This window comes from Nonomuraea sp. NPDC052129 (genome assembly GCF_040680095.1).
Taxonomy (GTDB): domain Bacteria; phylum Actinomycetota; class Actinomycetes; order Streptosporangiales; family Streptosporangiaceae; genus Nonomuraea.
On record NZ_JBFAVX010000003.1, the window covers coordinates 145397 to 157641 of the forward strand.

Consider the following 12245-nt stretch of genomic DNA (forward strand, 5'->3'; position numbering starts at 1 on the left):
GTCAGCTCCCTAGGGGGTCGAGATCTCGCAGGGCCTCAGGCCGGCGGAGAGGCTGGCGATCTTGCTGTAGGCGGCCGGGGTGAGGTCGATCAGGCGGTTGCTGGCGCAGGTCGCGCCGCAGCAGCTCTTCTCACCGCAGAACAGGTCCGTCTGGGGGCCGCAGTCGGCGATGGCGGTGACGACGCTGGTACCGCTGCACAGCGCCGTGATCTTGTGCTGGAACCCGCAGGTCCGCCGGGAGAGGCTGACACCGCAGGTGTCGGGGTGGGTGATGGCCAAGCAGGCGTCGGAGGTGTTGGGCCAGGCGTGCTGGAGGCTGCCCGAGTTGCAGGTGCCGCAGGCTCCCTTGCCGGTGGTGCTGCACGGTCCCCAGGCTGTGCCGCAGCAGAACCAGGAGACCTCTCCTTGGACGGAGGCGTATAAGTCGATGGGTGGGGGGTCAGTGGGCTGGCGGCGCACCATGCGCGTCCTCCTTGGGGTGGGCTCTGCAGGGGGTCCCCCGATGAGGCGGTGAAACTTTCCGACTTGATCCATCAAAACATGTAAGAATATTTCGTCAATGCCCAATTTGTCCCGACGCGCCCAGTCCGCCTCGTTCCACCGCGCTTGCGACTCGCCCGGATCTACGGCGCTGGCCGGGATCTACGGGGCTGGCCGGGATCTACGGGGCTGGCCGGGATCTACGGCGCTCGCCACTCGCTCGGACGCGAGATCAGTTCTTCTCCGGCAGTCGCGCCACGTCAGATACCGGTCCGAGATGGCCGAGCTTGTCGGGATTGGCCACCGAGTGGATCGCCTGGACCACACCGTCGGCGATGTCGAGTTCGACCACGCTGGCCACGCGCCCTTCGGCGTCGTACATCACAGCGCCGGGCCGGTCGTTGACCCAGGCCGGCCGGAAGGAGACGCCGAGCATCTGGACCCGGCGGAACCCGCCGACGAGCAGCTGCGCGACGCGCCGGGGCTCGGTCGCGGGCTTGCCGATCGCCTGCGCCTTGCCGCCACCGTCCCCGATGAACACGACGTCGGGCGCGAGCATGCCGAGCAGCGCGTCCATGTCGCCGCCCGCTGCGGCCTCGAAGAACCTGCGGGCGAGCTTCTCGCCTTCCGCCCGCCGCGCCGGAGGCGGCACGCTGTCGCGCGACGCCGGGGACGGCGCGCTGTCGCGCCCCCGCCTCCCTGCGGCGATGCGCTGCCTGGCGCGGGTGAAGATCTGCCGGCAGTTCACCTCGGTCTTGCCGGTCACCTTGGCCACGTCCGGATAGCCGTACCCGAACACCTCGCGCAGCATGAACACCGCCCGCTCCACCGGCGAAAGGGACTCCAGCAGCACCAGGAACGCCATCGACAGCGAGTCGGCCAGCTCGACGTGCTCGACCGGCCCCGGCCCATCGGCGGTCACGACGACCGGCTCGGGCAGCCAGTCGCCCACGTACGTCTCCCGCCGCACCCGCGCCGACCGCAGGTAGTCGATGCCCAGGCGCGTCACTGTCGTCGTCAGGTACGCCTTCAGGTCGGCGATCGTGGTTCCGGCCTGGCGCGCCCGAGTCAGGCCGAGGAACGCGTCCTGCACGATGTCCTCGGCGTCGCCCACCGACCCGGTCATCCCGTAGGCGATGGAGAACAGCAGCGGCCGGTACGCGACCGCGCCCGTCTCATCCGCGGATCCAGGCACTCGGCTCATTTCCTTGGCCTTCTCCTACGTGGACACCTCCGCACGACGTCCAGCAGGTTATCCGAGGGCCGTCGATCACGGTTGCGCGGCGGTCACCAGGCGATGGGGCCGAGACGATCGATGAAGATGCCGGTCGGCCCGTCGGCGTCGATCGTCGCGAGTCTCACGATCGAGTCGGTGCCCTCGGTGACCGTCAGCTGCCCGGTGTGATGGTTCATGTCGGTGGCGGCGAATTTGCGATTGATGACTTCTCCGGGAGTGGCGATGTTGAATTTGATCTCCGGGAGCGCCTGGGCGTACCGGACGGTGATCATGTTCAGCGCCGCTTTCGACGAGCTGTAGGCGAGCTCGTGCATTTTCGAGACGGGCTGCTCCGGATCGGTCACGACCGCGAAGGAACCACCGCCGCTGGACACCATCACCACCCGCGGATGATCGGCCGCCCGCAGCAAGGGCAGGAACGCCTGCGTGACCCTGATCGGTCCGTACACGTTGGTGTCGTAGACGGAGTGAATCTCGTCGACCGTCGCGTCGGCCGGCGCGATGGCCCTTCCTGGCGCGCCGGCGTTGTTGATCAGCACATCCAGCCGATCGGTGTGCTCCCGGACGAGCCGCACGGCTGCGGTGACCGACTCGTCTGAGGTCACGTCCAGCGGGACCATGACGACGTTCGCGCCACCGTCGGTGAGCTTGTCGGCGGCTGCCCGCCCGCGGCCTTCATCACGCGAGCCGAGAAAGATCGTCCAACCCTGTTCACCGAGCCGCCGGGCCGCCTCGAGGCCGAGTCCCTTGTTGGCTCCAGTGATCAATACCGAGGTCTGTTCCGAGTTTGTCATGGCCTCTATGACGACAATGCCCTGCTCGTTGTGACATGTTGTGAGCGAGCTCACAACGTGGGCTGGTGCCGGCGTCTCTTCGCCGGGACGAAAATCCGGCGGAGCCGCCGGTGCGCGACCCCGCCGGAGGTCATCGCTCAGCCGCAGGGGCTCTTGGTCCATTCGCTGTAGCGGGTGACGCTGCCCCAGCTCGAGACCTCACCGTCGCAGAATTCCGTCTTGACTCCGACCAAGTTGGTGTACGCGGAGTCGGAGTAGTACGCCGTGTTGCACTCATAGCCGGCCGGGCAGCGGAAACCCAGCGTGCCGGCTTGTGCGGTGGTCGGTATGACAGCGAGGGCGGCGGCGGCCAAGGTCGCAATGCCGAGTACGCGACGGATCATGAATCGTCCTTCCTGATTGCGGGAAAGCGGATGGGACCCGGCAGAGTCGCCGGGAAACGGCTCATAGGTCCGCGACGCCCTGGCCTGCACGGGACCGGTCGGGAGGGCGACGAGGGCGGTGGTGGCCAGGCTAGGGCGATGAGGCGCGACGGATCATGAATGGTCCTTCGTCAGCACGAAGGCGGAGTCTCGGCGGGATCGCTGGAAAAGAACTGCCCGGCGTTTCACGTTCCGCTCAGCAGGGGCCTCGATAGTAGTCCGAGTAGTTGCTGCGCACACCCCAGACATACAGGGTGCCGTCGCAGAGTTCCTCTCTCAGTCCGATCTCGGTGGTGTGGGCGGCGTCGGAGTAGTAGGTGGTGATGCAGAGGTAGTTGACCGGGCAGGCTGAGGCCTGCGCGGGGCCGGCGGGGAGGGCGACGAGGGCAGTGGTGGCCAGGGCTGCTGCGACCAGTGCGCGACGGATCATGAATCGTCCTTCCTGAGCACGAAACGGTGTGGGACTCACCCCCCTGGGCGGCGACACAACCCATGATCGAAATGATCCGTCCCGTCCGAAGGAAACGCAACACTTACAGACATGGATGACGATCTGTAGAACGACAGGTGCATTCGCGTCCCGTGCCATGACGTGTTGTTATTATCGGACGCATTGATGGCGCGTATCGACGTGCTCACCTGGCGTCATGTCCGCTGTTCATGCCGCCGCATCTGCGCTGACCAGATAATTCGGACGCAGGTTTTTTGATTTACGGATGGAGTAAGGTCGCCGGCTGCGGTCTGGCCTGCTCTGCGAGGCTGGAGAGCAGGCTGACGTGGAGGACGGACGCGTCAGGCGTTCGAGTCGGTCGAACCGGCGTCGATCAGCGAGGCACCGGACTATCTCGAACCGCAGATGCTCTTAACGAATTCCTGGTACCACTGATCCTCCTTGCCCGCGAAGGAGGGATCGGGATAAATGGTTTCCTCGCCCTTCGGCCGGAGTACGCGGAGTGGTATCGGCCACGTCCCACGGGGGACGATCTTGCAGTTTGTCACGCGATATTTGAGTTGGAGGGCAATGCTCTCACCAGGGAGAATCACATACGGCCCTCGTCGTTGGGGGTTGAGCAGCTGCATTCCTGGCCCGCTGCGCCCAATCCCGACGATGGTCACGGACTCCTTGCCGGCGTTGCCGAACTGTATGGAGATTTCGAAGCCGCCTTTGCCACTGCCTCCGCCGATCCCGCCCGTCAGTGAGATGTGAGGTTCTTTGACTGCGACGGGGACCGGGACGGTCGTGGTCTTCGCTGGGGGAGATGTCGCTTCAGACGTGTCCGCGTTGACCGCTGATCCGTTGAGGAAAAGGGGCACGGATAAGAGCGCGACGGCGCCGGCGGAAGAACGGGATGGGATGATCACCCGACATATCCTTCACCACTCGGACCTGATCGTAAAGTGGTGATTGGATCACAGCGTAGGGGATTACCGCCCTCGTCCGTCGCTTCTCAAGATGGAAGGGAAGCGCATCCGACGATGTTTCTCGCTCTCATCTACATCTTTCCTGGCGGTGTATTACGCCGACAGCTTCGTGGGCGCAGAGAGACCGGCGCCGGCTTCGCCGTGACTTGGGCCCGGGCGGCGGGGGAGCAGCAGCGGGCTGGCGAGGATGAGCACCCCCGCGATCGTGATGGCCGTGCGTGGGCTGGTGGCGTCGGCGAGCAGGCCGCCGAGCGCGCTCAAGATGGCGATGGCGGCGCTGCTGCTGATCGACCAGGCCGACAGGGTGCGGGCGGTGCGGTCTGGGGGAGTGTGTTCGAGCCGGTAGGTGGCGAGTACCGGGTTGTACAGGCTCATGCTGATGATGATGGCGAGCTCGACGGCCATCACGATCGCGAGGCCGGCGACGCCGGGACGGACGAAGGCCAGGCCGATCAGCCAGACCGCGCGCAGCGTGCCGACCGTACGGAGGATCCGGTGTTGGCCGTACCGCGCCACGACGCGGCGGGCAAGGCGTGAGCCGATGAGTCCGCCGACGCAGGGGGCGGCGAAGGCGAGGCCGTACTCCCAGGGGGAGAACCCGAGCTCGCGGAGCAGGAGCACGCCCAGTAGCGGCTCGGTGGCCATGATCAGTCCGCTGACGAGCAGGTTGTTGAGATAGAGCGCCCGCAGGCCGGGATGGCGCAGGATGTGCCGAAAGCCGTCGAGCAGCTCGCCGGCCCGGGCCCGGCTCTTGTCCGTGCGTCGCGGGGGTTCTTCTCGACCGCGAATGGCGCTGATCCCCAGCGCGGACAGCAGGTAGCTGAGCGCATCGGCCACCACGGTGGTCACCGGCCCGAACAGGCCGATCGCCGCCCCGCCCAGCGGCGGCCCGACCGCGATCGAGCTCCACGTCGTCGACTCGAACCGCGCGTTGGCCACGAGCAGATCATCCGGCCGTACGAGGGCTCTGAGGTAGGAGCCGCTGGCCGCGTTGAAGGCGATCTTGGCCGCAGCTGTCACCGCCGAAACAACCAGCAGCTGTACGAAACTGAGCTGGTTGAAAGCGTAGGCGACCGGGATCGTCATCATGGCCGCGAACCGGGCCAGGTCCATCGCGATCATGATCGGCCGCTTGCGCCGAAACTCCACCCACGGTCCGAGCGGCAACGCGATCAGCGCGCCCACCGCCGGCCCCACAGCGGACAGTGCGGACACCTGGGCGGGGCTGGCATGCAATACCAGCACGGCTATCAGGGGTAATGCCCCGAATCCCAAGCCGGAGCCGTAGGCGCTGACCGCGTACGCCGCCCACAGCCACCCGAACCGCCGGCCCAAGGATCGTCTAGCCACGAAGCTCCGCATCTCCCCGCTCCGAACAACTTGCCGCTGACCGCTCCGATCAAAGCAAGGCCGAGAAGGCGGATCAAACAACGGGACTGGTGGCAAGTCACAACCATTTGTTGTGGCAGTAGCGTGTGGTGCGTGGATCTCAACGCCGTACGCACCTTCGTCGCCGTCGCGGACGCAGGCCAGTTCCAGGAAGCGGCCGCAGAGCTGTCGATCACCCAGCAGGCCGTCTCCAAGCGCGTCGCCACGCTGGAGAAAGACCTTGGTGTGCGCCTGTTCACCCGTACGGCGCGCGGAGCCCAGCTCACTGTCGACGGCCAGGCGTTCCTGCCCCACGCCCGTGAACTCCTCCGGGTGGAGGAGCGGGCCGACGCGTCCGTACGTCCTGGTCGGCGTGCGCTACGCGTCGACGTCGTCAACCGGCGGGTCGCGGCCGGGGTGCTGCTGCAGGACTTCTACCGTACGCATCCCGAGATCGAGCTTGATGTCGTGACCTTGAAGGGCGACGTCGAGGCCGCGATCGCCGCTGTCGAGGCTGGGACGATCGACGCCACGCTCCACGCCGTCGCGGTTCCCGCGCGGCATCTGCCAGACCCGATCAAGACTGCCCGAGTGATCGACGAGCCGCACCAACTACTCGTCGGACCCCGCCACGCGCTCGCCAAAGCTCACGCTGTCACGCCCGCGCAACTTGCCGGGCACCGAATCTGGATGCCCGGCATGGCCCCAGAAACCGAATGGGCCGGCTATTACGACGAACTGGCCGCCGCGTTCGGTCTCACTATCGACATGGTCGGGCCCAGCTTCGGAATCGAGGCGCTGCTGGCCGAGATCGCGGACTCCGCGGAACTGGCGACCCTTGTCGGCGAAGGCTCGCGGTATCTGTGGCCGGACAGCTACGACCTGCGGCGCATACCGGTACGTGACCCGGCACCGCTCTACCCGATGTCACTGATCTGGCGCGACGACAACCCGCATCCCGCGCTCGTCGAACTCCGCGACTACCTCGACTCCAGGCGAGTGGACGTACCCGACACCGAGGTCTGGTTGCCCAAATGGGGACAGTGATCAGCTCGCTCGCGCGGTGAACGCCAGGAGGAGTGCGGCGGTTCGCGGCGGATCCTCGAGCATGGGTGAGTGCCCGAGTCCGGGCAGCAACTCGACTGTCGCGCCCGGAACGGCGCGGTAATCGGCGGCGGATGAGGATCGCCATCTCCGGTCGTCCTCGCCGAAGATCACCAGCAGCGGCTTGCCGAGCGGCGTCAGCCGGTCCGGGAGCGCCTGCTGTTCCAGATACTCGCGGATGCCCTGCATCGTCGCGGTGAGCGTGTGGTACGTCATCGCGCGCACCTCGTTCAGCAGCTCTTGGGGGATCTGGTAGCCCGCGCGGCTGAAACCGGTGCTCGCGAACTGGCGGAGCTGCTTGTCGGTCGGCGGCCACTGCGAGGGCGCGATCGCGGCGGACTCCGACGCGATGAAGGCGCCCAGGCTGGGCCCGGTGTTGATGAGCGCGAGCGCGGTCACCAGGTCGGGCCGCTGTTCGGCGAGGGCGGTGGCGACCGCGCCGCCGCTGGAATGGCCGACGACGAGGGCATGCTCGACGCCGAGCCGGTCCAGTGCCGCGCCCACCCGGCGTCCTTGCTCCGGGGTCGCGTAGCTGCGGTCGGCCGGTTTGGCTGACCGGCCGTGGCCGAGCAGGTCGATGCGGATGACGCGATGGGACGTGGTCAGCATCGGAACCAGCGTGTCCCATGAGCGGGTCGAGGACGCGGATCCGTGGATGAGCAGGAGCACGGGGGCGTCGTCGGGCCCGTCCTGGCACACGTAGATGTCGTCGTCGTCCAGGGACACGGTCTCGGCGTGGCCCTTCACGCCGTCAGAAATGGTCATAAGGCCACTGTCGCCGCCGGTACGCGCCGGCGGATTGGACAAATGTTCCTCTCCCTGGCGTGCGTAGCATGGGACGGTGCGGACATTCGTCCACGGTGCGGCTGTGTGGGAGGTCGCATCCCCGCGGCGGCCCAGCCGGGTGGCCGGTGTCACCATGGCCGGGTTCCGGGTCCGTGATCTGGACGCGCTGCGGATGGTCCCGCACCCGGCCGTGACGCTGCTGCTGGACTTCGGCGCCGGTTCGCCCATCCTGAACGACGCCGCCGGGCGGCAGCAGCTGGGAAGCGTCGTCGCCGGGCCCGGGATCGGGTCCGGGGGCGCGGTCTGGGCGCGGGGGGAGAACGTCGAGTGCGTACAGGTGCGCCTGTCCCCGGTGATCGCCGGCGCGATCCTGGGCGCTTCCCCCGCCGAACTCGACGGCGCCGTGGTGGCCCTCGACGACCTGTGGGGCCGGGAGGCGTCACGGATCCGGGAGCGACTGGGCGATGTCTCGTCGTGGGAGGATCGCTTCGCGTTGATGGACGCGCTGCTGGCCCGCCGTTACGAGACGGGGGCGCCGCCGGTGGACCCGGAGGTGGCCTGGGCCTGGGACCGGATCGTCGGCGGCCGCGGCCTGGTCCGGGTCGACGGGCTGGCGGCAGAGGTCGGTTGGAGCCGTAAGCGTCTTTGGTCCCGGTTTCGCTCGCAGCTCGGCCTGCCGCCCAAGCGCGCCGTGAAGCTGGTCCGGTTCGACCATGCCGCCCATCGGCTGGTCGCGGGTGAAGGCGCGGCCCGAGTCGCGGCCGACGCCGGCTATACGGACCAGTCCCACCTGCATCGGGATGTTGTGGCGTTCACGGGAGTGACCCCCGCGACCGTGGCGGACGAGCCGTTTCTGGCGGTTGACGACATCGCCTGGCCCAGCCACTCACTCGCCAACCCACAGACGACAGCGAGATCGATCGCGCTCAGCAGCAGTTCTCCAAGGCGGTGACCGGTTCGTCGCCCGATGTGGTGGCTGGGGAGCAGCAGGCTGAGTCGGGTTCCTTGGTCAGGGTGTCGGCGTCGCCCTTGACCACGTACACCTCCCATGGCTCGGCCCCCGGGCCGTGCACCCACACCTTGTCCTGGAGGGCGTAGCAGCAGGAAGTGTCGTTCTCCTCGAAGGTGGCCAGTCCGGCGTCCTTGAGCCGCCGGGTGGCGGCGTCGACCTGGGCGGTGTCCTCGACCTCGACGCCGAGGTGGTCCATGCGAGTCGCCTCTCCCTCCTCGCCTTCAATCAGCACCAGCTTGAGCGGTGGCTCGGCGATGGCGAAGTTGGCGTAGCCGGGACGGAGCTTGGCCGGTTCGGTGCCGAACAGCTTGGAGTAGAAGGTGATCGAGCTCTCCAGGTCGGCGACGCGGAGGGCGAGCTGGACGCGAGACATGACGATCTCCGATCGTTGTTTCGACGGATGTCTAAGCAGCCTCGAGTTTGCGCTCCTGCTTAGAAATCTGTCAAATTAGATATATGTCGAAGCAGGAGCTGCCGGTGCTCGCCTCCGAGTGCTGCACACCACTGATCGCCGAGCCGATCACCGAAGACGAGGCCGCCGAGACGGCCCGCGTGTTCAAGGCGCTCGGCGACCCGATCCGGTTGCGGCTGCTGTCCCTGATCGGTGCCCACGAAAGTGGGCGCCAGGTCGGCGGCGGGGTGTGCGTGTGCGAGCTGACGGAGGTCTTCACGGTCACCGCGCCGACGATCTCGCACCATCTCAAGGTGCTGCGCGAGGCCGGCCTCATCGACAGCGAGCGGCGCGGCACCTGGGTCTACTACTGGATCGTCCCGTCCACGCTCAAGCGCCTGACCGGCGTACTGGCCCTGCCCGAGACGCTTGTCGCGGACGCGCGGTGAACCTGGCGCGCCGGGCACTGGCCGAGTTCGCCGGCACCGCCGCCCTGGTGGCGGTGGTGGTCGGCTCCGGCATCATGGCGGCTGATCTGTCGCGTGACGTCGGCGTGCAGCTGCTGGCCAACAGTCTGGCCACAGCAGCGGGCCTGGCCGTGCTCATCGTGATCCTCGGACCCGTGTCCGGCGCGCACTTCAATCCGGTCGTCTCTGTGGCGGCTTGGGTACTCACGCGACGCGACGCTGCTCCATCGGTACGCGGCCGGGAGGTGGCGGCCTACGTTCCCGCCCAGGTCGCAGGCGCCATCGCCGGGGCCGTCCTGGCGAACGCCATGTTCGCGCTCCCGGCCGTTCAGATCTCGGCTCGTGACCGGTCTGCGCCTCACCTGCTGCTGGGTGAGGTGGTGGCCACCGCCGGGCTCATCGTGGTCATCTTCGCCCTGACCCGGCAAGGCCGCGCCGCGCTGGCACCGGTCGCGGTCGGTGGCTACATCGGCGCCGCCTACTGGTTCACCAGCAGTACGAGCTTCGCCAACCCCGCCGTCACCCTGGGGCGAGCGTTCACCGACACCTTCGCCGGGATCGCCCCCGCTTCCGTGCCCGGTTTCGTCGCCGCCCAACTGGCCGGTGCCGCACTGGGCGGTCTGCTGCTGGTTCTGCTCTACCCGAACAGCCCGCGACCCGTCTCCGGTTCCACCTACCAAGCCGCCGCCGATCAGCCCCGATAGGAGAAAACCCGTGCCCGACGTGCTGCCGCAGGTGTTGTTCGTGTGCGTGCACAACGCCGGCCGCTCCCAGATGGCCGCCGCCTTCCTGACCCACCTGGCCGGCGACCGGGTACGCGTGCGTTCGGCCGGTTCCGCGCCCGCCGATGAGGTGAACCCGGCCGTGGTGGAGGCGATGGCAGAGCGTGGCATCGACATCTCCGCCGAGATCCCCAAGGTGCTCACGGTCGATGCCGTCCAGGCCAGCGACGTCGTGATCACCATGGGTTGCGGCGACGCCTGCCCGATCTTTCCCGGCAAGCGGTACGAGGACTGGGTGCTGGACGACCCGGCTGGGCAAGGTGTCGAAGCCGTACGTCCGATCCGGGACGCGATCGAGGCTCGCGTGCGCGCGCTGATCGCTGACCTGACCTCCGCTCCCGCGGACACAGCGACCAGGTGAGCGTCCCCGTGGCGTCGGCCTGGCTCTGCTGCGGGCACTGATCGCCTCACCGCTCTCATACCTGCATGGAATGTCGCCATCTGCGGCTTCCGCGACCAGTCTTCATCGTCTATCGTCGATTAACGATGAATGCAGAGAAGGGGCCGCTCGACCGGCCTACCGCCGCCGAGTACGCCTCCTGGTTCAAAGCCCTGGCGGACGCCACCCGCGTGCAGATCGTCTCGCTGCTGGCCCGGAGTGGCAGGCCGATGAGCGTGGGCGAGATCGTCGAGGCCGTCGATGTGGGCCAGTCCACCGTCTCGGCACACCTCAGGATTCTGTCCGAGGTCCGGTTCGTGCTGGTCGAACGTGTCGGCACCGCGGCCTTCTACCGGATCAACACCGTGTGCGTGGAGTACTTTCCCAGCGCAGCCGATCTCGTCATGGGCCGTCCCGCTCCCAAGCCGCCCACCTGTACGCCCGCGTCAGGAGATACCGATGAGTGAACCCACCGACAGGCGTGAGGCCACCGTCCAGCGCTACTCCGGGCTGGCCCAGCTGGCCGTGTCCGGCGGCACACCGCTGGACTGCGAGACCGGCCCCTTCACCGTCGGTTGTTTCGGCTCCGCCGCCTACACCGACGGCGACGCACCTGAGATGCCAGAGGCAGCCTTGCGCGCCAGCCTCGGCTGTGGCAACCCGCTCGCCGTCGCCGACCTTCGCCCTGGCGAAACGGTGCTGGACCTCGGCTCCGGCGGCGGCCTGGACGTACTGCTGTCCGCCCGCCGCGTCGGCCCCACCGGCCGCGCCTACGGCCTGGACGCCAGCCCCGACATGCTCGCCCTGGCCCGCACCAACGCCGAACAGGCCGAAGCGAAGAACGTCGAGTTCCTGCACGGTCACATCGAGGACATCCCGCTGCCCGCGGCCGCTGTTGACGTCGTCATCTCCAACTGCGTCGTCAACCTCTCCACCGACAAGCCCGCAGTGCTGGCCGAAGCCTTCCGCGTCCTGGTACCCGGGGGGCGCCTGGGCATCAGTGACGTGATCGCCGACGACGACTTGAACCGCGACCAGCGCATCGCCGCCGAACAGCACATCGGTTGCGCCAACGGCACCCTCACCGCCCGCGAGTACGAGCGACTACTACGAGACGTGGGCTTCACCAGCGTCCGCGTCACGCTCACCGACGACACGGGCGGCGGACTCCACTCCGCCATCGTCCAGGCTCTCAAGCCGAACGACGGCTGACACGAGCGGGTGCTCTGCGATACCGGGGACGCTGCCCCGGAGTGTCACAGCCGCTCTTCCGCGCTCAGCGCGCGGCGAACTGCAGCGCAAGATCTGGCTGTAACACTGGGGCCCGTCGTTACCTGTATCGGTAGAGGATTCGGCCGCGGGTGAGGTCGTAGGGGCTGAGCTCCACGAGCACCCGGTCATACGGCAAGATCTTGATGTAGTTCTTCCGTATCTTCCCGCTGATGTGCGCCAGCACCTTGTGGCCGTTCTCGAGCTCTACCTTGAAGGTGGCGTTGCGTAGGCACTCGACGACGGTGCCCTCCACTTCGATGCCGCCTGCTTTTCTTGCCATGATTTCTCCGGAGTGGCTGTGAGGTCGGTGCGGAAACGGATTCTGTTGC

General features: G+C 67.5%; 17 protein-coding genes. 7 read left to right on the forward strand and 10 right to left on the reverse strand.

Annotated features, from left to right (window positions below; all coding sequences use genetic code 11):
- Positions 1-9: 9 nt before the first annotated feature.
- The 7 genes from AB0L53_RS08535 to AB0L53_RS08565 form a co-directional block, all read right to left on the reverse strand.
- On the reverse strand, positions 10-462 hold the full coding sequence (locus tag AB0L53_RS08535; RefSeq protein WP_357937936.1) for a hypothetical protein: 453 nt from the start codon (positions 460-462) through the stop codon (positions 10-12).
- 250 nt (positions 463-712) lie between these two features.
- A complete protein-coding gene (sigJ, locus tag AB0L53_RS08540) occupies positions 713-1675 on the reverse strand; it encodes an RNA polymerase sigma factor SigJ (protein ID WP_363992153.1) in 963 nt (320 codons plus the stop codon).
- A gap of 92 nt (positions 1676-1767) precedes the next feature.
- Positions 1768-2511: an SDR family oxidoreductase gene (locus AB0L53_RS08545; RefSeq protein ID WP_363992155.1), complete on the reverse strand. Its 744-nt coding sequence runs from the start codon at positions 2509-2511 to the stop codon at positions 1768-1770.
- Between the two features lie 137 nt (positions 2512-2648).
- Positions 2649-2894, reverse strand: a complete 246-nt coding sequence (locus tag AB0L53_RS08550; protein WP_363992157.1) for a DUF6289 family protein — start codon at positions 2892-2894, stop codon at positions 2649-2651.
- A 235-nt stretch (positions 2895-3129) separates the two neighbouring features.
- The gene (locus AB0L53_RS08555; protein WP_363992159.1) at positions 3130-3363 is read right to left on the reverse strand and encodes a DUF6289 family protein; all 234 of its coding nucleotides are present in this window, start codon (positions 3361-3363) and stop codon (positions 3130-3132) included.
- A gap of 410 nt (positions 3364-3773) precedes the next feature.
- Entirely contained in the window at positions 3774-4295 is a 522-nt protein-coding gene (locus AB0L53_RS08560; protein WP_363992160.1) for a hypothetical protein, read from the reverse strand.
- A gap of 153 nt (positions 4296-4448) precedes the next feature.
- Positions 4449-5705: an MFS transporter gene (locus AB0L53_RS08565; protein ID WP_363992162.1), complete on the reverse strand. Its 1257-nt coding sequence runs from the start codon at positions 5703-5705 to the stop codon at positions 4449-4451.
- Between the two features lie 132 nt (positions 5706-5837).
- On the opposite strand from AB0L53_RS08565, the gene AB0L53_RS08570 reads away from it, so the two are divergent.
- Positions 5838-6770 carry a LysR family transcriptional regulator gene (locus tag AB0L53_RS08570; protein ID WP_363992164.1) on the forward strand — a complete coding sequence of 311 codons (933 nt, stop codon included), beginning with the start codon at positions 5838-5840 and terminating at the stop codon, positions 6768-6770.
- Here AB0L53_RS08570 and AB0L53_RS08575 read toward each other — a convergent pair whose 3' ends face one another.
- Positions 6771-7592: an alpha/beta hydrolase gene (locus AB0L53_RS08575; protein WP_363992166.1), complete on the reverse strand. Its 822-nt coding sequence runs from the start codon at positions 7590-7592 to the stop codon at positions 6771-6773.
- Between the two features lie 76 nt (positions 7593-7668).
- Between AB0L53_RS08575 and AB0L53_RS08580 the strand changes: the two genes are divergently transcribed.
- Entirely contained in the window at positions 7669-8565 is an 897-nt protein-coding gene (locus AB0L53_RS08580; protein WP_363992168.1) for a helix-turn-helix domain-containing protein, read from the forward strand.
- Here AB0L53_RS08580 and AB0L53_RS08585 read toward each other — a convergent pair.
- Positions 8540-8998, reverse strand: a complete 459-nt coding sequence (locus tag AB0L53_RS08585; protein WP_363992169.1) for an ArsI/CadI family heavy metal resistance metalloenzyme — start codon at positions 8996-8998, stop codon at positions 8540-8542. The genes AB0L53_RS08580 and AB0L53_RS08585 overlap by 26 nt on opposite strands.
- Positions 8999-9081: 83 nt before the next feature.
- Between AB0L53_RS08585 and AB0L53_RS08590 the strand changes: the two genes are divergently transcribed.
- From AB0L53_RS08590 to AB0L53_RS08610, 5 genes are all read left to right on the forward strand, one after another.
- Positions 9082-9465, forward strand: coding sequence for a metalloregulator ArsR/SmtB family transcription factor (locus AB0L53_RS08590; protein WP_363992171.1), 384 nt, complete (start codon positions 9082-9084; stop codon positions 9463-9465).
- A complete protein-coding gene (locus AB0L53_RS08595) occupies positions 9462-10187 on the forward strand; it encodes an MIP/aquaporin family protein (protein WP_363992172.1) in 726 nt (241 codons plus the stop codon). Before AB0L53_RS08590 ends, AB0L53_RS08595 begins: the two co-directional genes overlap by 4 nt.
- 10 nt (positions 10188-10197) lie before the next feature.
- Entirely contained in the window at positions 10198-10626 is a 429-nt protein-coding gene (locus AB0L53_RS08600; RefSeq protein WP_363992173.1) for an arsenate reductase ArsC, read from the forward strand.
- Between the two features lie 125 nt (positions 10627-10751).
- Positions 10752-11111: a metalloregulator ArsR/SmtB family transcription factor gene (locus AB0L53_RS08605; protein WP_363992175.1), complete on the forward strand. Its 360-nt coding sequence runs from the start codon at positions 10752-10754 to the stop codon at positions 11109-11111.
- Positions 11104-11856 (forward strand): methyltransferase domain-containing protein, encoded by a 753-nt coding sequence (locus AB0L53_RS08610; RefSeq protein WP_363992177.1) that lies wholly within the window; start codon positions 11104-11106, stop codon positions 11854-11856. The genes AB0L53_RS08605 and AB0L53_RS08610 overlap by 8 nt, the downstream gene beginning before the upstream one ends.
- Before the next feature lie 118 nt (positions 11857-11974).
- Here the strand turns inward: AB0L53_RS08610 and infA are convergent, their stop codons facing one another.
- A complete protein-coding gene (gene infA, locus AB0L53_RS08615; protein WP_225302243.1) occupies positions 11975-12196 on the reverse strand; it encodes a translation initiation factor IF-1 in 222 nt (73 codons plus the stop codon).
- Positions 12197-12245: the final 49 nt, after the last annotated feature.

Coding starts and splice junctions, on each gene's coding strand:
- AB0L53_RS08605 (WP_363992175.1), top strand. CDS start 10,752: ATGAATGCAGAGAAGGGGCCGCTCGACCGGCCTACCGCCGCCGAGTAC.
- AB0L53_RS08590 (WP_363992171.1), top strand. CDS start 9,082: ATGTCGAAGCAGGAGCTGCCGGTGCTCGCCTCCGAGTGCTGCACACCA.
- AB0L53_RS08585 (WP_363992169.1), bottom strand. CDS start 8,998: ATGTCTCGCGTCCAGCTCGCCCTCCGCGTCGCCGACCTGGAGAGCTCG.
- infA (WP_225302243.1), bottom strand. CDS start 12,196: ATGGCAAGAAAAGCAGGCGGCATCGAAGTGGAGGGCACCGTCGTCGAG.
- AB0L53_RS08545 (WP_363992155.1), bottom strand. CDS start 2,511: ATGACAAACTCGGAACAGACCTCGGTATTGATCACTGGAGCCAACAAG.
- AB0L53_RS08550 (WP_363992157.1), bottom strand. CDS start 2,894: ATGATCCGTCGCGTACTCGGCATTGCGACCTTGGCCGCCGCCGCCCTC.
- AB0L53_RS08575 (WP_363992166.1), bottom strand. CDS start 7,592: ATGACCATTTCTGACGGCGTGAAGGGCCACGCCGAGACCGTGTCCCTG.
- AB0L53_RS08535 (WP_357937936.1), bottom strand. CDS start 462: ATGGTGCGCCGCCAGCCCACTGACCCCCCACCCATCGACTTATACGCC.
- AB0L53_RS08610 (WP_363992177.1), top strand. CDS start 11,104: ATGAGTGAACCCACCGACAGGCGTGAGGCCACCGTCCAGCGCTACTCC.
- AB0L53_RS08555 (WP_363992159.1), bottom strand. CDS start 3,363: ATGATCCGTCGCGCACTGGTCGCAGCAGCCCTGGCCACCACTGCCCTC.